General features: G+C 62.3%; 19 protein-coding genes, 1 tRNA gene and 2 riboswitches. Of the genes, 3 read left to right on the top strand and 17 right to left on the bottom strand.

Features of this window, described 5'->3' with window-relative positions:
* Positions 1 to 12: 12 nt before the first annotated feature.
* The 12 genes from CSC67_RS13080 to CSC67_RS13025 all read right to left on the bottom strand — a co-directional run bounded on the left by CSC67_RS13080 (position 13) and on the right by CSC67_RS13025 (position 13,266).
* The gene (locus CSC67_RS13080; protein ID WP_118994960.1) at positions 13 to 342 is read right to left on the bottom strand and encodes a Rieske 2Fe-2S domain-containing protein; all 330 of its coding nucleotides are present in this window, start codon (positions 340 to 342) and stop codon (positions 13 to 15) included.
* Between the two features lie 19 nt (positions 343 to 361).
* The gene (locus CSC67_RS13075) at positions 362 to 637 is read right to left on the bottom strand and encodes a toluene-4-monooxygenase system B family protein (RefSeq protein ID WP_118994959.1); all 276 of its coding nucleotides are present in this window, start codon (positions 635 to 637) and stop codon (positions 362 to 364) included.
* Positions 638 to 664: 27 nt separating this feature from the next.
* Positions 665 to 2,146: a ferritin family protein gene (locus CSC67_RS13070; RefSeq protein WP_118994958.1), complete on the bottom strand. Its 1,482-nt coding sequence runs from the start codon at positions 2,144 to 2,146 to the stop codon at positions 665 to 667.
* Positions 2,147 to 2,380: 234 nt separating this feature from the next.
* Positions 2,381 to 3,799 carry a purine-cytosine permease family protein gene (locus CSC67_RS13065; protein ID WP_167752889.1) on the bottom strand — a complete coding sequence of 473 codons (1,419 nt, stop codon included), beginning with the start codon at positions 3,797 to 3,799 and terminating at the stop codon, positions 2,381 to 2,383.
* Positions 3,800 to 4,011: 212 nt separating this feature from the next.
* Positions 4,012 to 4,458, bottom strand: a complete 447-nt coding sequence (locus tag CSC67_RS13060) for an SRPBCC family protein (RefSeq protein ID WP_118994956.1) — start codon at positions 4,456 to 4,458, stop codon at positions 4,012 to 4,014.
* A 128-nt stretch (positions 4,459 to 4,586) separates the two neighbouring features.
* Positions 4,587 to 5,174, bottom strand: a complete 588-nt coding sequence (locus tag CSC67_RS13055) for a cupin domain-containing protein (protein ID WP_245220227.1) — start codon at positions 5,172 to 5,174, stop codon at positions 4,587 to 4,589.
* A gap of 203 nt (positions 5,175 to 5,377) precedes the next feature.
* Positions 5,378 to 6,757 carry an L-serine ammonia-lyase gene (locus CSC67_RS13050; RefSeq protein ID WP_118994954.1) on the bottom strand — a complete coding sequence of 460 codons (1,380 nt, stop codon included), beginning with the start codon at positions 6,755 to 6,757 and terminating at the stop codon, positions 5,378 to 5,380.
* A gap of 2 nt (positions 6,758 to 6,759) precedes the next feature.
* Positions 6,760 to 8,061 (bottom strand): serine hydroxymethyltransferase, encoded by a 1,302-nt coding sequence (gene glyA / locus CSC67_RS13045; RefSeq protein WP_118994953.1) that lies wholly within the window; start codon positions 8,059 to 8,061, stop codon positions 6,760 to 6,762.
* Positions 8,062 to 10,986, bottom strand: a complete 2,925-nt coding sequence (gene gcvP / locus CSC67_RS13040; protein ID WP_118994952.1) for an aminomethyl-transferring glycine dehydrogenase — start codon at positions 10,984 to 10,986, stop codon at positions 8,062 to 8,064.
* A gap of 36 nt (positions 10,987 to 11,022) precedes the next feature.
* Entirely contained in the window at positions 11,023 to 11,403 is a 381-nt protein-coding gene (gene gcvH / locus CSC67_RS13035) for a glycine cleavage system protein GcvH (protein WP_118994951.1), read from the bottom strand.
* A 75-nt stretch (positions 11,404 to 11,478) separates the two neighbouring features.
* On the bottom strand, positions 11,479 to 12,648 hold the full coding sequence (gene gcvT, locus CSC67_RS13030) for a glycine cleavage system aminomethyltransferase GcvT (RefSeq protein ID WP_245220226.1): 1,170 nt from the start codon (positions 12,646 to 12,648) through the stop codon (positions 11,479 to 11,481).
* Positions 12,649 to 12,664: 16 nt separating this feature from the next.
* A riboswitch (glycine riboswitch) is annotated at positions 12,665 to 12,762 on the bottom strand.
* A gap of 16 nt (positions 12,763 to 12,778) precedes the next feature.
* Positions 12,779 to 12,864: riboswitch (glycine riboswitch) on the bottom strand.
* 183 nt (positions 12,865 to 13,047) lie between these two features.
* Entirely contained in the window at positions 13,048 to 13,266 is a 219-nt protein-coding gene (locus tag CSC67_RS13025; protein ID WP_118994950.1) for a hypothetical protein, read from the bottom strand.
* Between the two features lie 217 nt (positions 13,267 to 13,483).
* Here CSC67_RS13025 and CSC67_RS13020 point away from each other — a divergent pair, with 217 nt between their 5' ends.
* The gene (locus CSC67_RS13020) at positions 13,484 to 15,019 is read left to right on the top strand and encodes a 3-hydroxyacyl-CoA dehydrogenase (RefSeq protein WP_118994949.1); all 1,536 of its coding nucleotides are present in this window, start codon (positions 13,484 to 13,486) and stop codon (positions 15,017 to 15,019) included.
* 164 nt (positions 15,020 to 15,183) lie between these two features.
* Here the strand turns inward: CSC67_RS13020 and CSC67_RS13015 are convergent, their stop codons facing one another.
* The gene (locus tag CSC67_RS13015; protein WP_118994948.1) at positions 15,184 to 16,152 is read right to left on the bottom strand and encodes a c-type cytochrome; all 969 of its coding nucleotides are present in this window, start codon (positions 16,150 to 16,152) and stop codon (positions 15,184 to 15,186) included.
* 281 nt (positions 16,153 to 16,433) lie between these two features.
* Here CSC67_RS13015 and CSC67_RS13010 point away from each other — a divergent pair.
* Positions 16,434 to 16,508: transfer RNA gene (locus CSC67_RS13010), tRNA-Arg, on the top strand.
* A 406-nt stretch (positions 16,509 to 16,914) separates the two neighbouring features.
* On the opposite strand, the gene CSC67_RS13005 is transcribed toward CSC67_RS13010, so the two are convergent.
* The 4 genes from CSC67_RS13005 to CSC67_RS12990 all read right to left on the bottom strand — a co-directional run bounded on the left by CSC67_RS13005 (position 16,915) and on the right by CSC67_RS12990 (position 25,402).
* A complete protein-coding gene (locus CSC67_RS13005; RefSeq protein ID WP_118994947.1) occupies positions 16,915 to 17,208 on the bottom strand; it encodes an addiction module antidote protein in 294 nt (97 codons plus the stop codon).
* Between the two features lie 66 nt (positions 17,209 to 17,274).
* The gene (locus tag CSC67_RS13000; protein ID WP_342447676.1) at positions 17,275 to 17,508 is read right to left on the bottom strand and encodes a type II toxin-antitoxin system RelE/ParE family toxin; all 234 of its coding nucleotides are present in this window, start codon (positions 17,506 to 17,508) and stop codon (positions 17,275 to 17,277) included.
* A 356-nt stretch (positions 17,509 to 17,864) separates the two neighbouring features.
* Positions 17,865 to 24,356, bottom strand: coding sequence for an autotransporter outer membrane beta-barrel domain-containing protein (locus CSC67_RS12995; protein ID WP_118994946.1), 6,492 nt, complete (start codon positions 24,354 to 24,356; stop codon positions 17,865 to 17,867).
* Between the two features lie 116 nt (positions 24,357 to 24,472).
* Positions 24,473 to 25,402: a pirin family protein gene (locus CSC67_RS12990; RefSeq protein WP_118994945.1), complete on the bottom strand. Its 930-nt coding sequence runs from the start codon at positions 25,400 to 25,402 to the stop codon at positions 24,473 to 24,475.
* 231 nt (positions 25,403 to 25,633) lie between these two features.
* Here CSC67_RS12990 and CSC67_RS12985 point away from each other — a divergent pair, with 231 nt between their 5' ends.
* Positions 25,634 to 26,251, top strand: a complete 618-nt coding sequence (locus tag CSC67_RS12985; RefSeq protein ID WP_118994944.1) for a trimeric intracellular cation channel family protein — start codon at positions 25,634 to 25,636, stop codon at positions 26,249 to 26,251.
* Positions 26,252 to 26,275 lie beyond the last annotated feature (24 nt).

Below are 26,275 nucleotides of genomic sequence, written 5' to 3'. Positions count from 1 at the left end.
GTTTATCGCGGCTTATTGCGAGGCTTCCGTGGCGGCTTCGAGATCGGCCATGACCTGCCCGTCGACGACCTTGCATGGGTAGCTGGTGAGCTTGCAGCCAGTGGGATTGACGCCGTCGCCCGTGGCGACGTCGAATTGCCAAAGATGCGCCGGGCAGGTCAGTACATTGCCTTCCAGCGACGCTTCGGCCAACGATTGATCCTGGTGAGGACATTTGGCGTCGAACACCCGGAAGCCGTTGTCTTCGGCATGAACGACAATGACTTCACGCTCATCGACCTCGAAGTCCTGGAACTCTCCTTCCCATATGTCGTCAGCCGAACAAATAGCTTTAAATACCATGTGCTGCCCCTTGCTGTGATCAAGCCTGCGCGGCGGGAACGTGGATGATGTCCACGGTATCCATCTGAATGAAACCCGCTTCCGAGACTTTCAGGCTCTCGGGCAGGAACTCCTCTTCGCCATGGCGCCGCACGCGCAGCACGACGCCCGGCTTCGGCTCGGCCACGAACACGCCGGCGATGTGTTGCCTTGCGATATCGGCTACTTCCTTCATGGTGCTGTCGGGGCTGACGTACAGCATCTTCAGCCCATAGTCGCCTTCATAGTTGCAGCCCAGTGCAAATGTGTCGCTCATTGTCTTGTCTCCGTCGATTCGTCCCGCTTAGGCCGCCCGCTTGACGGGATCGGCCCATTTGAAGCCCATGCCGCACGTGCCGCGCTCTTCCGGGGACATGCCCATGTACTCGAAAAGGCCTTCGTCGGCCGGGATCATTCCGTTGGCCAGCCTGTCGGTAAAGCCGTAGTAGTTCTTGTAGCGGGCCGGATCCTGTTCGAAGATCCATTTGTCGACCGGCGAGCCGAAGTGATATCGGCGCCCGTCCAAGTCGAGCGTATAGTCTTTGACGTTCCATTTCGAGCCTGCTACGCCGGTGAGCTCGAATCCGGTCATTCCGCACATGACCGGAATGATGGTGGGGGTCAGACGCTCTGTGCGTCCCTTGGCCGCGTTCTCGGTGATCACGTCCCAGACCTTGCCGTAGGTGTCGTTCCAGCCCGGGTATTTTTTCTCGAGCCATTCGCGCTCTTGGGGCGATACGCCGGCGATGGGATCCCACCATTCGGTGTCCCGATACATGTAGATGCCGATTTGCTGGGCGTGGTGATAGGTTTCCACGTCGGGCACGAAGTACTCGTCCCAATACCAGGGCTTGTCCAGGCCGAGCGCCTTCAGGTTGCGCAGGAACTGGGTGGTGACGAATTCCTGTACGAATTCTTTGAGGCTGAACTCGCGATGCGCCAACGGCGTGTAGTAGTCGAAGGCGATGCCGCTGAGAGCGGAAAACTGCTTCCATACCCTCCAGAAGGAAATATCGACGAGCTTCTGGGCTTCTTCCTTGCGGCCATTGCGAACCAGGATCTCGATAAGCGGCTCGCCGATCTGAGAGTGCCGCGCCTCGTCGGACTGCACCGTCTGGAGCATCGTGGCAAAACTGAAGTCGCCATAGCGCTTGGCGTCCGCCGACAATGCGACGAACTGGAGGTTGGTGAAGCCTTGTTCGAAGGCGAAGTTCAGCATGACGGCCGACGTGACGGCGTCGCGGGTATGCTCGATGTCATCGAAGCAATGGCGTTCGCTCATGATGACCCAGTTGTCGGTATTGAGGCCTTTCTGGCACCAGTCGAAGGCTCGATCGACCGACAGGAACTCATAGGCGAAGTACATCTGAATCTGTGTATGGCGGATCTCGTCGAGCGTTCCGAAGTTGGCCATATTGCGCATACCCGGCCCCCTGCCGAAGCGGGTGATGCGTGCAAAGGCGGAAACCGATCCGAATTCCAGGAACGGCACAGCTCCGAAGTGCATTTGCAGCACGGCTTTCCAGCCCGGGTCGGCTTGCTTGTAAAAATCCACACGAGACACCGCGGCCTTGACCGAATAGGCGCCTACGTCTTTTTCGCGCTGGGTCTTTACATAGTCCCTGTAGGTGACCTTGTAGGGTTCATCGAAGGTTTCCCACTCCGACACCGGAATGCCATAGGGATCGCTGAGCTGCGGAGGAAACAGCTCTTCCTCGGTTACGTACTTTGGGGTCCAATTGGTATCTTGCAGAAGGTCGTACCAATCAGCGTTCTTGATCTCCATGTCGCATCTCCTTTTAATGCATCAGGTTTCGCTCCGAGCTGTAGGATGTTTTCCGGTCAGCATGCGGTTGGTTTTACTTTAATGTCATTCTAATCAATTAACTTGACTGGGTAGACATAAATATTCTTATTATTGCTAGGGGTTTGCCCTAGATTTCAGTGGCTGGCTGGTGTGTCTTTCCGGCTCACCAGCCTGCGGCTGCGATGCTGTGTTAGCGCGCGGCTATGACGGCTCTCAGGCTGAATACTCCGCTCGAGCCCCGGCCGGCTTGGCTCGTTCCAGAACGTAATAGACGAGCGCGGCCGTCGCCCCGGCGAAAATCCAATCTAACCCTACGCCTCCGGACAGTTCGGCCAACGGGCCCGAGAAATAGTCTGTATGAATGAACATCAGTCCCACGGCCGCGCCGACAATCCAGGCAAACAGGGCGCTACGATTCCAGCCGCCGCTGTACCAGTAGCGGCCTCCGCCGGAGTTGCCCATGAAGGTAAATAGATCCTGGGGCCGGTATTCGCCCTTCATGATGCAGTAGTAACCGACGAGATTGATTGTCAGCCACGGGGCGAGCACACATTGGTCGATCAGCAGAAACGCCAGGATCATGTTGGTCATGTCCCAGACATAGATGCCCACAAAGACCACGAGCAGGCTCACGGCGCTTAGCAAAAGCGTTGCCGAAATACGTCCGAGGCTGGGGGCCATGGCTTGCAGGCCCAGTCCGGCGCCATACAGACATAAACTGCCTTGTGGTTGGCTGCCGACGGCGCCGACCAAGACCAGCAGGGCGGCTCCCCACCACACGACGATATCGATCAGGCCGGGAACGAAGGGCGCATCGACCGACTTGAGCATCGTCGTGATGCCCGCGGCGAATACCAGTGCCACCCAGCATCCGACGAACATCCCACTTCCTGCGGCGATGGCGATTGAGTTCGACGGAAGCCCTTTGGGGATATAGCGCGTGTAGTCATTAAGGAATATGGAATAGGACACCGGTAGCGCGGCTGAGATCGTCACGCAAAGAAACCATGTCGGCCAGTGGCTGCCCAGTAGCAGCTCGCCGCCTCCCTGAAAGCCGACATCGAAATCGCCCCAGAGCACGATGACGATCAACAGCAGGATGAAAGCGACTCCGTAGCTGACGAGCCGCTCAGTGGCGACGATCATTGCGTGCCCATAGAGGGCCGCCAGAACCGTCAGCGCGCCGATGACGATGGCTCCCAGGGCCATCAGATGGGGCGAGTGTTCCCAACCGAAGAGCCGGATGGCTCCGGCGGCGATGGCTTCGCCTCCAGTCCATACTGTCAATGAATAGAAGCCGATGCCCGTAAAAATGGCGATCAGCGTGCCGATAGCCCTGCCCTTGACGCCGAAATGCGCGCCGCTGGCGACGGCCCCGTTGGCTCCCGCTTTGGCTCCGAAAGGAGCGAGAAGTCCAAAGAGTATGGATCCGAAGAACAGCCCTACGCTTATGGAAGTGACCGCGTCCCAGAAACTGAGTCCGAAGGTGATAGGCAAAGAACCGATGACGATGATGCCGAAGCACATCTGTGAGCCCACGAATACGAAGAACAGATCGCTCGGGCGCGAACTGCGCTCGCTTTCGGGTATGAAATCCACCCCATGTTTTTCCATGGCCGATGCGCTTTCCACGAGCGCGGCGCCGGCCGTGGACGGCGCCCTTTTGTCTTGTCTCTCTTCCATTTTGTCTCCCCTGTGAGGATGTGATTTACAGCGTTAGGCCCGCTAATGGTTTTTCCTTCCTTTACTCGTGACGGCCATGCTTCCCGCCACGAACCGAAGTTTCATGCTCATTTGGCCTTTGTTGTTATATGGCCTTGATAAGAACGAAACATGACTGCAAATCAAGCAGCGGAACGGTTATGAAGATATCTGGCGATGCCGTCGGCGCAGTCCTGCGCGAAAGCCTTGACCGACGCCCGCGATTGCTCTTCGTCGTAACCCGGCAAGGGGTCGAACGTTCCTTGGTAATGAAATACGGAGTTGTGGGCGCCTTCTGACGCAATGCGCACTTCGCCCACATAGCCTCTGCCGTAAGGACAGTTTTCCAGGGCCTTCGCGTCGATGATCTGGTAGCGCAGCATCATGCCTTCTTCGTCGAAGGACAGCAGGCGCTCCCAAAGGATTGCGCCCGCATTCGTGACGAGCACGCGCAGGCGGCCCCCGTCTTCGAGGGTGCAGCTCTCGGTGCCTGAGTGGATGTGATGAAGCGCGCCATAGGCGCCGGCTGCACGCCATACGTCCCGGGAAGGGAAGCGCAAGGGGCAAGCGTGAGTGACGAGCAAAGCCATTTAGAACCCCTGATCTCGTAGTAGGAGTTCAAAATGATAAAAGTGACTTACTGGTTAGTCAAGTAACTTTCCAAAAAAGAAATGGCCATTCCCAGAGGAAAATTGCTTCAAGCCGTCACAACCGGATGTCAGAAGGTGGGAGGCGAGTTCACCCAGATGACTTTTGCGGTGATTTCACCGGGATTGCGGTAGCCATGGGGCAGCGAGCTCTGGAAGAAGAAGGAGTCGCCTTCGTACAGGTGATACGTGGTGTCGTCGATGGTGAGCTCGAGTTCGCCCTGAAGGATGTAGCCTAGTTCCTCGCCCTGATGGGCGATCATTCCCGCGCTGGAGCCGCCCGGTTCAACGACGTGGATGGAGCCGTACAGCAGATCCAGGGTTGCGCTGGGCACCAGATTTTCGAGTGTGACGCCGGGACTCTTGCGCGGAGAACTGGTTTCGATGACCGGCCGGTCGCGCAGGCGCATGACGCGATTCTTTTCGGTCGCCGAAGAAGAAAACAGCTCGCCTATGCTCGTGTCGAGACTGGAAACGATTGCATGCAGCATTTGCAGCGAAGGGCGCACTTTGTCGTTTTCGACTTTGGAGAGAAAACTTTCCGAGCAGCCTACGGCCTGCGCCAGCTCTTTGAGGCGCAGCCCCCTGAGGCGGCGGGCGTGTTTCAGCTTTACGCCGAGTTGCAATTGGTGAAAATCGTCCAGCACGGGTTCCTTCACAGCATTTGTTATTGATGTTAGGCGCATTGTTCTCTACCTCTCCGACAGTCAAAGTTGCTGTCATATAGTCAAGTAGCATGCTCCATGATAACACGCTGATACAGGCGCAACTTGGCCATGGCGGCAGCTGAAGCTGCCGCCATGGCCAAGTCATCTATATCTATGGGCGGAATGGCGGAAAAGACTTTGTCCGGCTTAAGCGTTCAACATTCGATCACGTTGACGGCCAGGCCGCCGCGAGCGGTTTCTTTGTATTTTGTCTTCATGTCGGCGCCCGTTTGCTTCATCGTCTGGATGACTTTGTCCAGTGAGACGAAATGGGATCCGTCGCTTTTGAGCGCCATGCGTGCGGCGTTCAGCGCTTTGATGGCTCCCATCGCATTGCGCTCTATGCAAGGTACTTGCACCAAACCTCCGATAGGGTCGCAAGTCAGGCCCAGGTTGTGCTCCATGCCGATCTCGGCCGCGTATTCCACATGTTCCGGCGTGCCGCCCAGCACGGCCGCCAACCCGCCCGCCGCCATCGAGCAGGCCACGCCCACCTCGCCCTGGCAACCCACCTCGGCGCCCGATATGGAGGCGTTGCGCTTGTACAGCGCCCCGATGGCTCCGGCGGTAAGCAGAAAATCCACCACGCCATCGTCGTCGGCGCCGGGAACAAAGTGAACGTAGTAATGCAGAATGGCCGGGATGATGCCCGCTGCGCCATTGGTGGGCGCGGTGACGACTCTCCCCCCCGCGGCATTCTCTTCGTTCACGGCCAGGGCATAGAGATTGATCCAGTCGATGACCGACAAGCTGTCCTTCAGCATGGATTCGGGCTTGTTCATCAGCCCGCGGTATAGATTGGACGCGCGCCGGCGCACGCCCAATGGGCCTGGCAGTACGCCTTCGGTACGACATCCGCGTTCGACGCATTCCCGCATGACTTTCCAGATGGAAAGCAGGCCTTCGCGCACCTGTGCCTCGGTGCGCCAGGTGAGCTCGTTGCGCAGGGCGATGCCCGCTATGGACAGGCCGCTCTCGCGGCATTTCGCCAGCAGGCTGTCGCCGCTGTCGAAGGGATGAGGCACGTCTGGGGACGACGGCGGCGGGGTGGTCGCCTGCGCCTCTCGTTCATCCAGCACAAAGCCGCCGCCGATGGAGTAGTAGGTTCTTTCGAGGCGGGGCGAATCGCTTTCCGGCAGATATGCGGACAGGCGCATGGCGTTCGGATGGAAAGGCAGGGACTTGCGGTAGAAGAGCAGGTTCTCGCGCTCGTGGAAGCCGACCGCCTTGAGCCCGAGCAGCTTCAATTGCCCTGTACTGCGAATGCGCTCGAGGTCGGGCTCGATGCGGTCTACGTCCACGCTTTCCGGGTCATTGCCTTCCAGGCCCAGCAGGACGGCCTTGTCTGTTCCGTGTCCGCGCCCGGTGGCGCTGAGCGATCCATACAATTCTGCGTGCACGCGTACCACACGATCCAGCAGGCCTTCCGCTTGCAGCGTACGGGCAAATGCCGCCGCCGCGCGCATGGGGCCCACGGTATGAGAGCTGGACGGGCCGATACCGACCTTGAACAGATCGAACACGCTGATCGTCATGGTCAGCCTCCGCCCGCCACGGCCACCTGCTTCTCGTCATGCGCCTGTGCCGCTTTCGCATAGACGGGAAACTCCGCGCATAAGGCGCTGACATGGCCGCGCACGCGCTCCTGCACTTCGAGATCGGACAGGTCGTCCAGAATGTCGCAGATCCAGCCGGCGACCCGCATGGCTTCATCCTGCTTCAAGCCTCTTGTGGTCATCGCCGCGGTGCCTATGCGTATGCCGCTGGTCACGAAAGGAGACTGGGGATCGGACGGCACTGCATTCTTGTTTACCGTAATGCCGACCGATTCGAGCGCAGCATCGGCGGCCTTGCCGGTAAGGCCCTTGTCGATGAGGCTGACCAGGAACAAATGGTTGTCGGTGCCTCCCGACACGACGTGGTAGCCGCGCTCTATGAATGTCGCCGCCATGGCGCGGGCATTGGCTACGACTTGTTTTTGATAGTCTACGAAGTCGGGCTGCATTGCTTCGCGCAGAGCGACCGCTTTGGCGGCGATGACATGCATCAACGGGCCGCCCTGTGCACCGGGGAACACCATGGAATTGATCTTTTTCTGAATCTCGGGGTTATCGCGCCCCATGATCAATCCACCACGCGGACCGCGCAGAGTCTTGTGCACCGTCGTAGTGACGATGTCGGCGTAGGGCACGGGATTCGGGTAGATGCCCGCTGCGACCAGGCCCGCCACATGCGCCATGTCCACGAATAAATATGCGCCCACTTTGTCGGCTATGGCGCGGAAACGCTCGAAATCGAGCAAGCGGGAATAGGCGGAGAACCCGGCGACCAGCATTCTGGGACGGGATTCCAGTGCCAGGGCCTCGACTTCGTCATAGTCGATCAACCCTTCGTCATTGACGCCGTACTGAACCGCTTTATAGAGCTTGCCGGAGAAGCTGACCGATGCGCCGTGAGTAAGATGGCCGCCATGGGCCAGGCTCATGCCCAGTATGGTGTCGTTCGGCGCCAGCAGCGCCATATATACCGCGGCGTTGGCTTGGGAGCCGGAGTGGGGCTGAACGTTGGCCCAGTACGCGCCGAATAGCGCCTTGGTCCGTTCTATGGCGAGGGTTTCGGCCTGATCGACGAACTCGCAACCGCCGTAGTAGCGCTTGCCCGGATAGCCCTCGGCATATTTATTGGTGAGGACCGTGCCTTGAGCCTGCAATACGCGCGGGCTGGTGTAGTTTTCCGAGGCGATCAGTTCCAGGTGTGCTTCCTGTCGGCGCCGCTCGCCCTCTATCGCCCGGGCCAGTTCATCGTCGAAGCCCTCTATGGCCATTTGATCGTTGAACATTCATGCCTCCATTGTGGTTTGTGTGTCGGTTTGTTCGCTCGCGTAATCAGTCATGGGGATGCAGGAGCAGAAAAGATTGCGGTCCCCATAACTGTTGTCCACCCGGCCGACCGGCGGCCAATACTTGCTTTGCATCAGGCCGGGCAGGGGATACGCCGCTTGTGTGCGCGTATAGGCGTGAGTCCAGTCGTCCGCCGTGACCATGGCTGCCGTATGGGGGGCATTGCGCAGGGGATTGTCCTTGGCATCGAACTCGCCCGAACCGACCTTGGCGATTTCACCGCGAATGGCAACCATCGCATCGATGAAGCGATCCAGCTCGCGCAGCACCTCGCTTTCTGTGGGTTCTATCATGAGCGTCCCCGGCACCGGGAAGCTCATTGTGGGCGCATGGAACCCATAGTCCATGAGCCGTTTGGCCACGTCTTCGTTGGAGATGCCGGTTTCCTTCTGCAGCGGCCGCAGATCCAGTATGCATTCGTGCGCGACAAGTCCCTTGCGGCCGCTGTAGAGCACCGGATAGTGCGGCGCCAGGCGCGCAGCGATGTAGTTGGCGGCCAGAATGGCGTTGCGCGAGGCGTCGGTCAGGCCCTGCGCGCCCATCATGGCGATATACATCCACGATATGGGCAGTATGCCGGCCGAGCCGAACGGCGCCGCGCTGACGGCTCCGATTCCGTCGGGGGAGCGCTGATAGCCCGCTGCCCGATGGTTGGGCAGGAACCGGGCCAGATGGGTTCTGACCGCCACTGGCCCCACGCCCGGCCCGCCGCCGCCGTGCGGTATGCAGAACGTCTTGTGCAGGTTCAAGTGGGAGACGTCGCCGCCGAAGCGGCCGGGCGCCGCCAGCCCCACCATGGCGTTCATGTTCGCGCCGTCGACATAGACCTGGCCCCCGTGCTGGTGCACGATGTCGCAAACTTCATGAACGCCTTCTTCGAAGACGCCGTGGGTGGACGGATAGGTGATCATGATTGCCGCCAGCCTGTCGCTGTGCTGCTGCGCCTTGCTTCTCAGATCGTCGAGGTCGACGTTGCCCTGCGGGTCGCAGGCCACCACCACGACCCGCATGTCGGCCATCTGCGCCGAGGCGGGATTGGTGCCGTGCGCCGATGACGGGATCAGGCATACGTCGCGCTGCGCTTCGCCGCGGGAGTCGTGGTAGGCGCGTATGATCTGCAAACCCGCATACTCGCCTTGTGAGCCAGCATTGGGTTGCAGACTGACCGCCTCATAGCCGGTGACGGCGCACAGCATCGCTTCCAGTTCGGCAATCATCTGCCGATAGCCCTGCGTCTGATCGTCGGGCGCCAGCGGATGGATCTGTGCGAATTCGGGCCAGGAGACCGGGATGATCTCGCTGGTCGAATTGAGTTTCATCGTGCATGAGCCCAGAGGAATCATGCTGCGGTCCAAGGCGAGATCCTTGTCCGCCAGGCGGCGCAGATAGCGCAGCATTTCGTGCTCGGAGTGGTATGTGTTGAAGACCGGGTGCGTCAGATAAGCGCTTGTGCGCGCGAGCGGGACATGGCCGTCCGCTTGGGCCGCGCGGGCGGACACGGACGCATAGGCGGGTACCGGTTTCTCTTGAGCGAACACTGCCCAGAGCTGCTCGATGTCGGCCGGGGTCGTCGTTTCGTCGAGCGAGATGCCCACCCGCTCGTTGTCCACGTGGCGCAAATTGAAGCCCCGGGCGGCGGCCGCGTCGTGGAGCGCCTTGGCGGCGGCCCCCGTGCGCAGCGTCAGCGTATCGAAATAGTTGTCGTTGACTCGCTGCCAGCCCAGCTCTTCAAGCCCCGCAGCCAGTGTCTTCGTCAGGTCGTGGATGCGCTGCGCAATGCTTCTGATGCCGGCCGGGCCATGGTAAACGGCATACATCGCGGCCATGATGGCCAGCAATGCCTGGGCCGTGCAGATGTTGGACGTGGCTCTCTCCCGCCTAATGTGCTGTTCGCGCGTTTGCAAAGCCAGGCGGTAAGTATGGTTTCCCTGCGCGTCGACGCTGACGCCCACGAGCCTGCCGGGCATGCTGCGCTTGAACTCGTCCCGCACGGCCATGTAGCCGGCATGCGGGCCCCCGAAACCCAGCGGCACGCCAAAGCGCTGAGCGCTGCCCACCACGATGTCGGCGCCCCATTCGCCCGGCGGAGCCAGCAAGGCGAGTGCAAGCAGGTCGGCTGCAACGACGACCAGGCCGCCGTTATCGTGCACGGCCTGTGTCAGGCTGCGATAGTCGCGCACGTCGCCATCGGCGCCGGGGTATTGCAGCAGCACGCCAAAGGCCCCGGCCTGCGCCGCGTCGCCGGCCGGGCCTACACGGACGGTGATCCCAAGCGGCTTGGCCCGGGTCTGCACCACTTCCAGCGTCTGCGGTAGGACGTCGTCCGCCACAAAGAAGACATTGCCTTCCGGCGGCTTGCGGTTTGTCCGCAGCAGCAGGGTCATTGCCTCGGCCGCCGCGGTCGCCTCGTCCAGCATGGACGCGTTGGCGATGTCCATGCCGGTCAGGTCGGTGAGCATCTGCTGGAAGTTGAGCAGTGCTTCCAGGCGTCCCTGGGATATTTCGGGCTGATAGGGAGTGTAGGCCGTATACCAGGCGGGATTCTCGAACAGATTGCGCAGGATCACCGTCGGGGTCGATGTGCCGTAGTACCCTTGCCCGATGAAGCTCTTGTAGACTTTGTTGCGGCTGGCCCGTGCACGCAGTTCGGCCAGCGCCTCGTCCTCGGACAGGGCCTCAGTGAATTCCCCCAGCGGCAAGGCTTCCCGCAATCGAATGCGGGGCGGCACGATGTCGTCTATCAAGTCGTCCAGGCTGCCGTAGCCGAGTGTATCGAGCATGTGTTGCCTATCGTCCCTGTCGGGGCCGATATGGCGTTCGCTGAAGGGTTTGTGCATGTGTTTTTCCATGATGGCCATCGACATTGGTTCGGTCGGAGCTGCGCGGTCATAAGGGCGCGCTCATTCTTCTGCCGCCCTCGCGTAGTCCTCGGGGGATAACAGCGTATCCAGCTCGCCGGCGCTGGTGGGATTCATCCGGAACAGCCATGTTTGGTAAGGCTGCTCGTTGATCTGGCCCGGTTCTTCGGCGGCTGCGCTGTTCACCGCAAGGATCTCGCCGGACACCGGCGCGTAGATGTCCGACGCCGCTTTGACCGATTCGATGACTCCGCAGACCTCTTCCCGCTGGTAGCTCTTTCCGACTTCGGGCAGATCGAGGAAGATGATGTCGCCCAGCGCTTCTTGAGCGTGGCTCGTCAGGCCGACGACCAGGGAGCCGTCTTCGTCCTGCCGTATCCATTCGTGCGAAGCCGTGTAGCGCAAGTCTTGGGGGAAATCCATGTTCTGTTTCTCCTGTTCCATTGTTTGTTTGGTTTTTGCACCGGACGCGATGCGCGCCCGGAAATTGTGGGGACGTCAAACTTTGATCTGGCCGTTGCGCACAAAGGGGGGGCGTACGACACGGGCTCGGGCCGACTTGCCCCGAACCTGTACATGGACTTCGGCGCCAACCTCCACGCCCGGCGGGACGCTTGCCAGTGCAATGCTCTGTTGCATGGTGGGGCTGAATGTGCCGCTGGTGACTCTCCCTTCTCCATGGGGCGTGTCGACCTGCTGCCCCGAGCGCAGGATTCCCGCGCGGTCCAGCGAAACCAGCCCTACCAATTGAGCTTTCCGGCCCTGTTCCATCAGCGCCGTTTTACCTACGAAATCGCGAGGCGCTTCCAGATCGACCGTCCAGGCCAACCCGCAGTCCAGAGGGGACGTCTGCTCGTCCATGTCCTGGCCGTACAGATTCATGCCGGCTTCGAGGCGCAGCGTGTCCCGCGCCCCCAAACCCGCTGGACGCACGCCCGCGTCCAGCAAGCGATTCCAAAGCGCGACGGCCTGGTCGGCCGGCAGGATGAGTTCGTGGCCGTCTTCGCCGGTGTAGCCGGTTCGCGCGATCATGACTTCGCCCAACTGCGAGTCGGTGTGATGGATGGCATGGAAAGGCTTGAGCGTCTGCGCGGCGGCCTGGGCGTCGGGCATTGCCTCCCACGTTCGGGCGCGCGCCTGCGGGCCTTGTACGGCAATGATGGCCAGGGGCGCAACGCCGTCCGGGGCGTCGCCCGTACGGCGGGGGGTAAGCGCGACGTCGACGCCGAGCTGCCGAATCTGTTGCGCCAGCCACTGCAGGTCCTTCTGCGCCGTCGCCGCGTTGACGATCAGACGAAAAGACGACTCGTCCAGGTAATAGACGATGAGATCGTCCAGAATGCCGCCCTGGGGATTGAGCATGCAGGTGTAAAGCGCCTTGCCGGAAACCTGAAGCTTGTCGACATTGTTTGCAAGTACGGCCCGAAGGAATCCACGGACACCGCCGCCTTGCGCGTCGACCACGCACATGTGCGATACGTCGAACATCCCGGCCTCTTGCCGGACGGCGTGGTGCTCGTCGAGTTGGGAGCCATAGTGGATGGGCATTTCCCATCCACCGAAGTCCACCATGCGCGCTCCCAGTGCAAGATGCCGAGAGGCAAGCGGTGTTTGACGTAAAGCTGGAGCGGTGATGTTCATGATCTCAGGCCAGGAAACGGTAGTCATCAAAGCTTTCGCTTTGTCTTCCCGCTCTGTCCTTGATACCTGAGAGATTCGAGCCTGGCGGCTCTGCCCCTTCGGTGGGCTTCTCGATGGAAGCCGCTCTCCAGAGTTGCATGGTCCGCCGCTGCGGATCATGGGTCAGCCAGTCCTTGGGCCTGAGAGTTTTGGGTATTCCCCTTCGGCGGCGTTCCCGCGAACGCGCTCTCCTGGCTGATTGCGGTTCACTGTAGCTGCACTGGTTTTTTCTGTCAAGCTACTTTACTCGTACTCATATTCGTGTTTTTACCTATAGTTGAACAAAAACGCCGGTCCCTTGTGGGGACCGGCGTCTTCATTCGGCAAGCCTGCTTTCTTGGCAGCCGCCGAAGGTCAAGCTGAACTGGATTGCGGCGAACCTTGAGCTCAGGCGGCGGTAACTTTATGGCCTTCCCGGCGGGCGGCGTTCATGTCAGACGAAACCGAAGCCACGAAGGAAACGACCGTGCTCTGCAGTGCCTTGGCGCCGGAAGCGATCCAGCCGAAGAGGGAAAGCAGGGGCGCGTCGTTGTAGTAGTCGAGTTCCTGGCGCAGCAACTCGCGCTCCAGGGAGTCGGTCAGAATAGCGTTCGGATAGTCGATCATGGCGTTCTCGGAGTTGATTGGCTCGTTTCTTGAGCAGATGATGAAATTATAGGGTAAACCCTAGTCTTATACAAGACATTTTTCAGGGTTTACCCTTAATGTATGCTTTTGTCTCGAACCCGCCACAATGCAGAGCCCCTGCAGCCGCTCAGGCAGCATGCCAATCCGTTCTATGATTAAGGTTTTGTTTTCAATCGGCAGTACGGAGTGGGATGACATGAAGAAAATCGACACCATAGGTATCGTTGGCGCCGGCGCCATGGGGCGCGGCATTGCCCAGATCGCGGCCCAGGCGGGCCTGCAGGTATTGCTGTACGACCTTAACGAGCAGGCCGTCGCGGCGGCGCGCGACAACCTGGGCCAGACCTGGGAGAAGCTTGCCGCCAAGGGCAAGATCACGGCCGAGGCCGGACAGGCCTCGCTGGCGCGCATCCAGCCGTGTTCCGACCTCAAAGCGATGTCGGCGGCACAATTGGTGGTCGAGGCCGTGATCGAGCGGCTGGACGTCAAGCAGGATCTCTTCCAGCAGCTGGAAGGCATTGTCTCCGAAGACTGCATCCTGGCCTCCAATACCTCTTCGCTGTCCATCACCGCCATCGCCGCCGGCTGCAAGAAGCCGGAGCGGGTCGCGGGCTATCATTTCTTCAATCCCGTGCCATTGATGAAAGTGGTCGAGATCATAGACGGCCTGCGCACCGATCCGGCGGCGGGCGACGCCCTGATGGAGTTGGCGCGCGCCATGGGCCACACCCCCGTGCGGGCCAAGGACATGCCCGGTTTCATCGTCAATCATGCGGGGCGCGGCATGAACATCGAAGGCCTGCGGCTGGCGCAAGAGGCCGTGGCGCCTTTTTATCAGGTGGACGCGGTCATGCGCGAGCAGGCCGGATTCAGGATGGGGCCGTTCGAGCTCATGGATCTCACCGCGCTGGACGTCTCGCATCCGGTCATGGAGTCCATCTACCAGCAGTTCTACGACGAGCCGCGTTTCCGTCCGTCTCCGATCACCGCGGTGCGCCTGGCGGGGGGCCTGTTGGGACGCAAGACCAAAGAGGGCTTCTACCGCTATGTCGACGGAGCCAAGCAATTGCCCGAAGCGCCGGCCGTTCCGCCGCTGCCCGAAGGGTTCAAAGTGTGGCTGGCGCCTTACCATCCGGTCGGCCATAAGCGGGCAGCCGCCCTTCTCAAGGAGCTTGGCGTGGGCGTCATTTCGACGGACGCGCCGCCCGCCGACGCGCTGATCGTGGTTACTCCCTTCGGCGAAGACACCTCCAGCGTCGTGGCCGAGTACCAGCTCGACGGCGAACGCACGGTTGCGCTCGACACCTTCTTCGGCCTGGAGCAGGGCAAGCGGCGCGTCGTCATGTGTTCGCCCGCCACCCTGCCCAAGTGGCGCGACGCGGCCCACGCCTTGTTCGCCTCGGACGATACGGCGGTTTCCGTCATCGACGATTCCGCCGGTTTCGTGGGCCAGCGCATCGTCGCCAGCATCGTCAATGTGGCCAGCGACATTGCGCAGCAGACCATCGCCACGCCGGGCGACATCGACCTGGCCGTATCGCTGGGCCTGGGCTACCCCCGGGGCGGGCCCCTGAGCATGGGCGATGCGCTCGGGGCGGCGTTGATCCTGGACATCCTGCGCAACATGCACCGCGTCACCGGCGATGCGCGCTATCGCGCCAGCCTGTGGCTGCAGCGGCGCGTGCAGCTGGGCTTGCCTTTGACGGCCGAGCCGGCCTGCGTGGCGCGCTGAACAGGCTGGCAGAAAAATGCCCCATGCCGCGCGGGCCGGCGCCTGCTTGCTGCGCCATAGAGGGCGTTTTGCCGGGGCGCCGAGCCTTGAGGCAGCCCCGACCGCAATAAAAAACGCCCGTTCATGATTGAACGGGCGTTTTTTATTGAGCAGCCTAGATATATTTACTTGACCTGGCTCACCATGTATTGGACCGCGGCGCGGATTTCGTCGTCGCTGGCTTGAGAGCCGCCGCGCGGGGGCATGGCGCCCTTGCCGTGGATGGCGATCTCGACCATGGCGTCCATGCCGGTGGCGATGAGAGGGTCCCAGGCCGCCTTGTCGCCCAGCTTGGGCGCACCCGCGACGCCCGCGTCATGGCAGGCGAAGCAGACCGATTTATAGAGCTTTTCGCCGGCGGGGTCGACAGCGGCGGTTTCTGCGGCGGGGGCGGCCTGCTGGGCTTCAGCCGCCGGTGCGGCCGGAGCTTGCTGGGCAGGCGCGGCTTGCTGGGCGGCAGCGGCTTCGCCCGAAGCGCCGGCGGAGGGCTGTTGTTGCGTGGGAGCGGGCTGGGCGGGCGCTTCGGCGGATGCCTGGGCGGCGCCGGCGGCGGCTTCTTCGCCTTCGGCGGCAGGCTCGGCCGGCTCGTCGAACGAGGCCCCCGACTTGTTGGCCATATAGACCATGGCGCGCTCGACTTCGAAGTCGCTCAGTGTGGGATTGCCGCCCTTGGCAGGCATGGCGCCTTTGCCGTGCAGGGCGATTTGCAGCATGCTTTCGTAGCCTTCTTTGATCAGCGGAGCCCAGGCGGCGTTGTCGCCCAGCTTGGGCGCGCCCGCAACGCCGGCCGTATGGCAGGCGCTACAGGTGGATTCGAAGACTTGTTCGCCGGTTTTGAAGACCTTGGGCGCATTGGCATCGACCAGGGCGAAGCCGGCGACGGGCTTGATGCGGGAGGCGATGGCTTCGGGGCTTTGCGCGTCGGAACCGGCGCCGGGAACCATGCTGCTGATTACGAGCCTGATCAAGAGGAAGATAATGATGACCGGAACGATGAAAGCAAGGACGATGGTGACGATTAACTGCTTGGGCGTCTTGATGAGGCCTTCGTGCCCCTCGATGGTTGTTTCGACGTGGTCTTCTGTGTTGTTCATGATCGAGTCCTGCGTTTCCTGAAAAGGAACAAAGCCTTTAAGCCCTGTCTTCAAAGCTCTTTATGTTTCGAGGCCCCATGGGGTCTTAGCGCGGGTCGTTCGCCCGGGTCTTTACCTGAACCCTGCCCGCCCGATGAGTGTTTATGCGCTGGTTTGCGGCCAAGCCTGCAACCGACGGCAAAGGCGATGCAAGGCCGTTGTCCACAAACCGTACGATTATACCGGGACTGCCCGCTGAATGCAGGCTGTCTTCAAAACACGCTACAATAATGATCTTTGCAGCGCCTGTAGTTCAATGGATAGAATGAGAGTCTCCGAAGCTCTTGATACAGGTTCGATTCCTGTCAGGCGCGCCATTAAGTCAAGCACTTGCGTATGCTGCGTGACAACAGCGTGACAGAATCAGCAAATCGTCGTCTGTTTCTCGGCCGTGGGGCGCGCAAATAGCGCATTCATTTTGGCCTTCTCTCGATCGCTGGCGGCCCCGTCGATCCACTACTTGCTGTAGACCTCAAAGAACATTCTCAGATTAGCGTGTGCCATCTGCTTGGACACGTAGGCGGGATTCATACTGGCGATCAGGCATATCGTGGCGAAAGTGTGGCGCGTCTGGCCCGCATCTCAATGCCGAATGCCGCATGCCTAAGGCCTTCAGGGTCGGTTTCCACACCACATCCAATATTGGTTAGGCGGCGGGGGAAGGGCGGTCTGTAAGTCGATAGTGAGAAGGGCGGCCGGTTCGGTCGCCCCGAGCGGCTGTTATTAAGCGTGGACAGGCTCTACAGTGAGCTTTACACCTGCGGCGCGAGCTAGCTTTAGCACTGTGTCATAGCGAGGCTTGGCTCCGGGGGCGAGCGCCTTGTATAGGCTCTCACGGCCAAGGCCTGCGTCTTTGGCCATTTTGGTCATGCCGCGGGCTTTGGCCACGTCGGCAAGCGCTGCCAAGAACAGGGCGGGATCGTCCTCTTCCAGGGCGGCAGAGAGGTATTCAGCGATAGCATCTTCGCTGTCGAGGTACTCTGCCGCGTCGAATGGTGCGATTTTGATGGTGCTCATAGCTGTTCCTCTTGAATTTTCTTCCACATAGCAATGGCGGTCTTGATGTCCTGCTTTTGGGGGGATTTATCTCCGCCATTGAGTAGAAGGTAGACCACGCGGCCCTCGCGGGCATAGTAGAGCCGATAGCCAGCCGAAATGGATACGCATTTCCCATACGCCATCGCTGATCGGCTTCACGTCACCGAGGTTTCCTTGGCTGGCTTGCCTGATGTGGATCACGATCTTGGCTCGAGCTTTTAAGTCTTTCAGGCCAGCTAACCAAGCAGTGAATGTCTCAGTGCGGTTGATCGTGTTCATGAATAGAATAGTATCCGAATGGATACGCTAATGCAACTGTTTTCGACCTGCCAATAAGCGGGCTTTTTATTCGCGGAGTGCGATATGTCGAAATGACTGGAGGACAGCTATTTGTCGCATCTCGCTAGCTATGCTCGTCGCTGCCGGGTTCAGTCGCGACCAACTAAACGACATGGCCAACTCTGAGTAACGCTTGCGTAGATTCTCTGCTGCAGCTAGCGCGTGAGTGTTATCTCCGATTCCTGTCAGGCGCGCCAATCAGATATGGCAGCAAGATATATGGCAGCAGATACGACAGATATGAAACTGGGCACCTCAATGGGTGCCCAGTTTCATTTTGCTTTAGCCGACAGCCATCAGAACGGAATGGACGCGCGCAGGCTCAGCTCGTGGTTGCGGAAGCCGCTTGCCATCTGGCCCTTGTACTCGGCGCGCAGCTCGTATTTGTCTTGCGCGTAAAGCTGCAGGCCGGCGCCCAGGTTGAACATGCGGTGGGGCAGGGTCGAGGTGGAACTGAACGTGATGCCGCGTCCGCCATTTTCAGAGAAGGTCACCTCACTGTTCATTCCCTTGTTGTTGATGAACGTGGCGCCCACCGAGGCGTAGGGACGAAGCCATCCGTATTTGCCCAGGTTGATGCGGGTTCCGGCTTCGATGGTGGGCTCGACCGCGACGCTCCATTCCTTCATGGAACTGGCCTGCAGCGTCGCGCCGTCGCCGGTCAGCGTATAGCCCGGCATGTAGGTATGCAGGACGTCCAGGTCGGCATACGGGCGAATATACCAGTTCTGGTAAGCCACTTCGTATGCCGCCCGCAGCCTCAGGCCGGCGGTCCAGACTTCGTTGGTGTTGGCGGCGCTCCACCAGTCCTCGCCGATCATGAACAAGGAGTTGGAGTCGTAGCTTCCATAGCCGGCATGCAGCGCGCCCGCCAGCAGCCATGGGCCGGTCTGGTGCTTGAGCGAGACCGAGACATCGCCGCTGTCGCCTTTGATCGAGGTCAGGCCGTCGCTGGTGTGCATCTTGCTGGTGCTGTAGGCGGCGGTGGCGCCGAAGAACCAGTCCGGACGGACCTCCCATTGTCCGCCCATGCGATAGCTTCGGCCGTCCTGCGTGAAGCCGTCGGAGGCCGTATCGCCGTTCTGGGTCATGCGCGAGCCGATGACGCGCGCCCATACGCACTGGCTTTCGCGCAGCGTGACGCCGGCGCCCTCGAACAAGGGGCAGCTGAGCGCGGCGTTGAGGGACCTGCGCCCCGTCAGTGTCTGGCCCACGGCCGACTGGCCGAGGTCTTCCGTCGAGGCAAGGCTGCTGATCGCCTTGGTGTACATCTCGGCCGATTCGACGTTGGCCAGATCCGCAAAAAGGCCTGCCACGCCGGTATCGTCCGCATCCCAGGCCTGCTGCAGGCTGTCGAGCAGAGAGCGCTCTGTGTCCGTCAGGCCGCCCTCGGCTTTCCCGACGAAGTCCGCTGAGGGAGAAATCGAGATGTTGTTGCCGCTTTGGGAGGCCGTCCAGGAGATGGGACTGGCGGGGCTGGCGCCGGCGGTGGCCGCTTTCTTCGTCTCGAGCGTCGAAGCGGACACCACGGTAAAGCTGCCGGGCAGCAGGCCTTCGACGGCGTGCGGCTTGATGGCCACGCCATCGACCGTGATCTTGGACGCCTTCAGAAGATCGGCGTTGGGGGCGCCTTTGGCCGCGACGCTGTTGACGTCGACGAGCAGCGAGCCGCTCAGCTGGACGTCGACTTTATTGACCGTGGCGGTGGAGATGGCGTCTATTCCGCCGACGTCGAACGCCCCGGCGTTGTAGAACCAGCCGCCTCCGTTGCTGATGTTGAGCGTCCCATTGTCGGCGCTGATATAGGTGCCTCCGAATTCGTTCGTGAATCCGTTCCACTCTTTCGTATTCCCGTGAGCCAGGTCGATGTCGCCCACCAGAGTTCCGTAGTTGCGCAGCGTTTCTTCGCCGAACGTCGAGGTGACGGCGCGGCCGGAGAGGGCGCTGACGTGCGAACCGGCGCCGATGACGATGGTGTTGGACTTGCCGCCGTCGACGACGATGGCCGCGCCATCGCCCGAGCCGCCTTGCAGAATGCCGGAATAGTCAACGGTAATGTTGCCGCCGGCGCGGCCGGGGTCGAGCATGCCGTTGCTCTGCTGGAAGCCGCTTTGAGCGAAAACGCCATGCGAATCGACGCCGTTCGTCTTGATGTCGCCCTTCAACTGGATCCAGATGGGGCTTCCCGTTCCTTGCGAGGCGCTGCGCTTGTTCAGGCTGTCCTTGAGCGCCGTCAGGACGCTGTCGACGGTGTCCTTGTCGTTGCCGAACAGCCTGACGACGCCCTGCAGTTCGCTTGGAACCTTGTCGATGTTGTCGAGCACCGTGCCCGAGCCGCCGGTCTTCTTGATGATGTCGGCTAGCACGGACGCCGATTTTTCGAGCGCGGCGCGGGCCGTGGTGTCGGTCTTGAGCGCATCGCTGATCGTGCCGCCGCCGCCTCCCAGCGATTGGGCGAAGACGCCATGGGCCTTGGTGCCGCTTGTTTCGATGGTGGTGCTGCCGTCGGTGCTGCGGATCTCGATGTAGCCGCCGTCGCCGCTGGAGCCGCCACTGCCGCCGAACACCGGAAGGGTCCAGCCCTGCAAGACCGAAGCGCCGCCATAACCGCCGCCGCCGCCGATCGACTGAGCGAACACCGCCGTCGAGTGATCGCCGGATGTCTTGATCGCAGCCTTGTCGCTGAAGTGGACGTAAATACTGCCGCCATTGCCGGCGGCTCCGCCTTTGCCGCCATAAGAGGCCGCGTATTTGACACCGCCGGGGCTGCCCGCCGCGTTGGAGATTCCGCCGCCCCCGCCGATGGACTGCGCGAGTATGCCGAATGCGGCGACGCCCGACGTCGTGATGGCGCCGCTATGGCGGACATCGACCCTGCCTCCTGCGCCAGACGCACCGCCAGAGCCGCCAAGCGTGAAGCTTCCGGATTTGGACGAGGGCTTCTTGCCGGCCGCTTCCTGTGAGGCGGCCGGAACGTTCTCGATGCCGACCGCTTTCAGAAGCGCTTTGATCGTGCCGTCCGACGCCGCTTTCTCGTCCTTGGCGGGAGGTGCGTCTGTTTTGCCGCTAGGGGAGCTCATCATGAAAGCGCCCCCGCCGGCGCCTACGCTCTGCGCCACGATGGCGTGCGCCTCGTCTCCGTGCGTCTGGGTTTTCCCGTAACTGAATACCTGTACGTATCCACCGTCGGCGCCGGTGCCCCCATTGCCGCCGGCCGTGAAGTTCAGGACAAGGTTCTTGTTGTCGCTGCTGAGCGCGCCGACGCCGTTGCCGCCGCCGCCCCCGATCGATTGGGCGAACACGCCGTAAGAGCCCTCGCCGTAGGTCTGGATCGTGCCGGCGTGCTTGACTTCGACGTAGCCGCCGGTGTTCCCGCCGCCGCCTTTGCCGCCCAGGGTCGCGCTAAGGTTGGTCTTGTTGGTGCCGGAGGCATAGGCGACGCCGCCCTGGCCGCCTCCGCCGCCGATCGACTGGGCCAGGATCCCATGCGAGAAGTGTCCGGCCGTCAGGATGTTTCCGGTATGCGAAAGCTTGACGGCGCCGCCCTGGTTGCCTTGCCCGCCGTTGCCTCCCAGGGAGGCGGTCAGCGAGACGTCGGGGCGTTTCACTGCGCCCTTGGACTGCTTGTCGAGATAGTCGGTGATCTTCTTGCCCGAAGCCTGCATCTCCTTGTAGAAGTCGGACTTCTTGAAAGCATCGGCAAGCGACTTGTAGGTGTCGGTGTTCTGGATGTCCTTGATGAAGGCGTCGAGGTTTTCTTTGGTCTCGGCGTTTTTCTTGTCGGCTGCCCATTTCTGATAGGCCTCCACGCCGACCGCCTTCTTCAGGGTGGCCCAGATCTCGCCCACCGTGTCCGGCGCGTCGTCCCCTGCCGCCGTCAGGTTGCCGCCGTTGCCGCCGCCTCCGCCGATCGATTGGGCGAACATCCCATGGGAGGCGTCGCCGTACGTTTCGATCTTGCCGGCGTTGGAAATTTCGACCGTTTTCCCCGAACCGCCGGCACCGCCCTTGCCGCCCATGGACAAGGTAAGCGCGAGTGTGCCGTCCGCCACGGCGGAGCCGCCGCCGCCCGTGCCGCCGCCTCCGCCGATGCTCTGCGCCAGCAGGCCGTCGGCCTGGGCTCCGCGGGTGCGTATCAAGCTGGAAGAGGCCAGCGTGGCGGTGACGATGCCGCCATCGCCGCCGTTGCCCCCGTTGCCGCCAAGGGCATTGACAGCGACGACCGAGTCGGCCAGGGGCAGTTTCTGGACGAGGCTGTTGAGCGTCTTGTCGAACGACAGGCCGGAGGAGGCGGAAGCGTTGACCGCGCCGCCGCTGCCTCCGCCGCCGCCGATGCTCTGAAGGAGAATGCCGGTCGCGCCGGTGCCCCGGGTTTCGACCAGGCCATGGTTCTCGACGTGGGCCGTGCCGCCCTTGCCGCCGCCCTTGCTGTTGGTGCCGCCTATGGTCTGCCCGAACTCGATCGTCCGGTAGAGGCTGAGCGCGTCCGCCGATGCGGACGCCGAACCGGCCGCGCCGCCGCCTCCACCGATGCTCTGGACGTGTATGCCTATGGCTCCATCGCCGTGGGTGAGCACGCTGCCGTCGTTGTAGGCCTTGGCGTACTCGCTGGTGCCGCCGCCCCCTCCGCTGCCGCCGATGGTATTGCTGACATTGAATGCCGAGGCGCCGGGGGCGGCGATGGCCAGGCCGTAGGCGAATGCATTGCCCGCGTTGCCGCCGCCGCCGCCGATGCTTTGCGACAAGATGCCGGTGGCGCCGACGCCATACGTCTCGATGCCGGCGTTCTTGTTGAAGACGTCGACCGCCGAGCCTTGGCCTCCGTCACCCCCGGAACCGCCGATGGCGTTCGTGAGGGCGATGGAAGGCAGGGGTTTGCCTGACGGAGTGACAATGGGCAATGCGACGGCGAATGCCGAGGCGCCACCGCCCGTGCCGCCGCCGCCGCCGATGCTGGAGGCCTGAAGCCCGATGGCGGCTTCGCCCTGGGTCCGGATCGTGGAGGTGTTGTCGATCTTGACCTTGCCGCCTTTGCCGCCCTTGCCGCCCGAGCCGCCTGTCGCGGACGAGGCCGACAGGCCGGGGCTGACCGAACGGGAGGTGGCGTAGCCGCCCGTTCCCCCGCCGCCGCCTATGGATTGGGCCAGCACCGCCGTCGCCTGCTTGCCCACTGTCTCGATGCGCCCCAGCTGACTGGTGAACGTCACTTCGCCGCCGATGCCGCCGCCGCCTCCGGCTCCGCCGAGCGCCACCGCGAGAAAGGCTGTGGAGCTCGACGCCGCGCCGCCGGTGCCGCCGCCTCCGCCAATGCTTTGCAGCAGTACGCCATAGGCCGAATCGCCGGCTGTGCTGATGTTGCCGCGGTGTTCGACTTTTACGTCGCCGCCCACGCCGCCCAGGCCGCCGGTGCCGCCGCTGGTGAAGGGCAGTATGCCGCTGTTGCCGCCCGATCCGCCGCCGCTGCTCACGGCCGGCTTGGCGGCGTGAAAGGCGTCCAGGGCGCTGCCGCCGCCGATGCTCTGCGCCATGATGGCGCTGGCGCCGGCGCCCGTGGTCTTAATGGTTCCGTAGTTGGTGATCGATACCAGCCGCCCCAGGCCCGCGCCGCCGCCGTCGCCGCCGGACACGAATGCGGCTCCGCCGCCGCTTCCGCCGACACCGCCGACCGACTGCGCCATGATGCCGAAGCTGTACGCGCCTTGCGTGCCGATCGTACCGCCATTCGTCGCGCGGACAATGCCGCCCGCGCCGCCTCTGCTGCCCGGCGTGCCCGAAGTGAAAGCGCCGTTGGCGCCGTTGCCGCCCGCACCGCCGGCGCTTTGCACGATGACCGCCGTGGAGTTGCTTCCGTTCGAGGTGATCGTTCCCCAGTTGGTGAAGTCGACGTCTCCGCCGTCTCCGGCGTTGGAGGGATAACCGCCGCTGTTGGTGGCGCGACCGCCGTTCCCGCCCAGGGAGCTGGCGGATACCGCCGGGGCCAGCGCGCCGGTCACGCTGACGTTGGCGCTTTCTTGAAAGGTGACGCTGACTGTTCCGCCGCTGCCGCCGCGGTCGGTGTCGACCCTGCTTTCGTACGTGCCGTCGTTAGATTGCCGCCCGTCGACTTTGCTGACGCCGGCCGCCCCGCCCTGGGACAAGGCCTTGATGGCCGGCAGCGCCACATTGCGGGGATTGGGCCCGCTTGCAGCGGTGACGCGCGAAGCGATGTTCAGGACGACCCGTCCGCCGTCGCCGCCGCGGCCTATGCCGCCCTCGCTCTCGGTCCAGGAGGTATAGCCCAAGCCGCCTGTACCGCCGATCGAATAGACAGTGATCAGCGGGCTGGATTGCTCGGAGGGCTTCAACGCGTACTTCAGGGTTCCCGAGATGTCGGCGGACTTCGCCACGGTGAGCGAGGCGGTGTCTCCGTTTCCGCCGCGCTTGGCCGGCTCGTTATGGAAGACGCCCTTGGTGTAGACGGAGCCCCCGGCGCCGCCGACGGAGCCGATTTCGATCGCAGACGATGTCGTATTAAGAATGGACCCATATTGGGTCCAGAATACGGGCGGGGCGTTCTCGCCCCGGGTGGCGGCTTTCCAGGTGAATGCTGTCTCGCCGTCCCTGCCGTCGGCCCCTCGTTTGACCTGATAGATGTTGCCATCGGCCCGCGCCGGCCCCGCCGCGACGGCGCCTAATGAGGCCAGTGCGACGGTGAGGCCAACGCTGCGCAAGAGCGCGATGGACAGCCTGTTGAGGGAAAATTCGCAGTAGCGAGATTCTTTGATTTGTCCTGCGTCAGGCTGTTTCACGATAGATTGGCATGGGCCTTTTGATTACATTTGACAATATTATCGTAAAAATATATGACGCAGAGGGTATCTGTGCGTACAAACCACACTGTCGATAAAAAATAATCGTTGCAGAATCAATAGCCTGGCCAGGGCAACGGGGGCGCGGTCAGCGGGGGGCCGTCGAATCCGTGCACCTGGCCGAAGCGGCCGTTGCCGGCCTCCCAATCGCGCTGGGCCCGGGCGATTTCAGCCTTGTCGTGGCCGACGAAATTCCACCAGATCAGAATCTCGCTGTCACAGGGTTCGCCGCCCAACAGTATGGCTCGGCTGCCCGGGGCCAGGCGCAGCCGCAGTTCGCGGCGCCCATGGCCAAGATAGGCCAGCTCGTTGACGGCGAATGCTTCTTCTTCGACATGGGCTTCGCCTTCGAGAGGCAGCACGCCATATTCGAACGAGGGGTCCAGCGACAGGGTTGTGGCGCCGCCCGACGCGCTGTACACGTCCATTCCGACCAGCGGGGAATACAGCCTGGCGGCCGCGGTATGGCCCTGATGGCTGCCGGCCAGCAGGGTGAACTCGCAGCCCGCTTCGCTCCAGCGGGGCAGGTCGGGATGATGGTCGAAGGCGGGATCGCAGTCGCTGGCTTCGGGCGGCAGCGCGATCCACAACTGGGCCGCGTGCAGCTTTTCTTCCTGGTCGCGCGATTCTTCGGTATGCGAAATGCCGCGGCCCGCCGTCATCAGGTTCACCTGGCCGGGCCGGATCACCTGCTCGTTGCCCAGGCTGTCCCGGTGCAGGACTTCGCCCTCGATCATCCAGGTGAAAGTCTGCAGGCCGATATGGGGGTGGGGCCCGACCCGCATGCCGCGGCCGGGCGCGAAGGTGGAGGGGCCGGCATGGTCCAGAAAGCACCAGGCCCCGATGGTGCGCCGGTGCCGCGAGGGCAGCACGCGGTGGATGGGGATGCCGCCGACCTCGGCGGGCCGCGAGGCGACGCGCTGGATGGCGCTGGAGCCCGGTGGACAGTCCAGGGATGAAGACGGCTGTGTATTGTCTGTGCTCATGGCGGCCTCGTTGATATAGATGACGCGCCCGACGGCGCGGAAAGGCGCGAAGCGCCGGCATAGCGCTCCAATGCTAGATTACGCCAGATTGCGGCGGCCGTCGTCTCGGCTTGAATGAGTTCGCCGAAGGCCGCCATGACTTGTTCCGCTGGCGTAAAATCCCGCAAGACCAGGCGGCCGGCGGGGCGGCCTATCGGCGCCGCCGACTCATGCACCACGAACGGAGCTGCAATGATATTGCTTGCGCTTTATCTCGTCGCCATCACCGCCGAAGCGATGACGGCCGCGCTGTCGGCGGGCCGGCGCGACATGGATTGGGTGGGGGTGTGCATCATTGCCTGCGTAACCGCCCTGGGCGGCGGCTCGGTGCGCGACGTATTGCTGGGGCACTATCCCCTGACCTGGGTCCGGCATCCCGAATACCTGTGGATCACCGCCGGCGCGGCGATATTGACCGCCCTCATCGCGCCCGTCATGCGCCGCCTGCATAGCCTTTTCCTGATACTGGACGCCCTGGGCCTGGTGGTGTTCACGGTGATCGGCTGCCGCATCGCCCAGGAAATGCAACTGCCCATCACCATCGTCCTCGTCAGCGGCATGATCACCGGCTGCGCCGGCGGCGTACTGCGCGACGTCCTGTGCAACGACATCCCCCTTTTGTTTCGCAAGGAGCTCTACGCCAGCGTATCGGGATTGACCGGAGGAGTCTTCATGGCCGCGCAGGCGCTGGAGATGCACATGAACGCCGCCATGCTCATCGCCATGATAGTCGGGCTGGCCATGCGTCTTCTGGCGCTGCGCTACGGCTGGCAGATGCCCAAGTTCGTCTATCGGGACGAATGGCGCTGAGGTCGATGCCCCCGCAAAGGCGGC

The sequence above is a fragment of the Pusillimonas caeni genome (assembly GCF_003545815.1).
GTDB lineage: Bacteria > Pseudomonadota > Gammaproteobacteria > Burkholderiales > Burkholderiaceae_B > Pusillimonas > Pusillimonas caeni.
This window is presented reverse-complemented; position numbering and strand designations above follow the sequence as displayed.

Bases quoted from the DNA above. Each gene is read 5' to 3' on its own strand.
- CSC67_RS13080 (WP_118994960.1), bottom strand. From the start codon at position 342: ATGGTATTTAAAGCTATTTGTTCGGCTGACGACATATGGGAAGGAGAG.
- CSC67_RS13075 (WP_118994959.1), bottom strand. From the start codon at position 637: ATGAGCGACACATTTGCACTGGGCTGCAACTATGAAGGCGACTATGGG.
- CSC67_RS13070 (WP_118994958.1), bottom strand. From the start codon at position 2,146: ATGGAGATCAAGAACGCTGATTGGTACGACCTTCTGCAAGATACCAAT.
- CSC67_RS13060 (WP_118994956.1), bottom strand. From the start codon at position 4,458: ATGGCTTTGCTCGTCACTCACGCTTGCCCCTTGCGCTTCCCTTCCCGG.
- CSC67_RS13050 (WP_118994954.1), bottom strand. From the start codon at position 6,757: ATGACGATCAGCGTGTTCGATCTGTTCAAGGTCGGTATCGGCCCGTCC.
- glyA (WP_118994953.1), bottom strand. From the start codon at position 8,061: ATGTTCAACGATCAAATGGCCATAGAGGGCTTCGACGATGAACTGGCC.
- gcvP (WP_118994952.1), bottom strand. From the start codon at position 10,986: ATGTCGATGGCCATCATGGAAAAACACATGCACAAACCCTTCAGCGAA.
- gcvH (WP_118994951.1), bottom strand. From the start codon at position 11,403: ATGGATTTCCCCCAAGACTTGCGCTACACGGCTTCGCACGAATGGATA.
- gcvT (WP_245220226.1), bottom strand. From the start codon at position 12,648: ATGACTACCGTTTCCTGGCCTGAGATCATGAACATCACCGCTCCAGCT.
- CSC67_RS13025 (WP_118994950.1), bottom strand. From the start codon at position 13,266: ATGATCGACTATCCGAACGCTATTCTGACCGACTCCCTGGAGCGCGAG.
- CSC67_RS13020 (WP_118994949.1), top strand. From the start codon at position 13,484: ATGAAGAAAATCGACACCATAGGTATCGTTGGCGCCGGCGCCATGGGG.
- CSC67_RS13015 (WP_118994948.1), bottom strand. From the start codon at position 16,152: ATGAACAACACAGAAGACCACGTCGAAACAACCATCGAGGGGCACGAA.
- CSC67_RS13005 (WP_118994947.1), bottom strand. From the start codon at position 17,208: ATGAGCACCATCAAAATCGCACCATTCGACGCGGCAGAGTACCTCGAC.
- CSC67_RS13000 (WP_342447676.1), bottom strand. From the start codon at position 17,508: ATGAACACGATCAACCGCACTGAGACATTCACTGCTTGGTTAGCTGGC.
- CSC67_RS12990 (WP_118994945.1), bottom strand. From the start codon at position 25,402: ATGAGCACAGACAATACACAGCCGTCTTCATCCCTGGACTGTCCACCG.
- CSC67_RS12985 (WP_118994944.1), top strand. From the start codon at position 25,634: ATGATATTGCTTGCGCTTTATCTCGTCGCCATCACCGCCGAAGCGATG.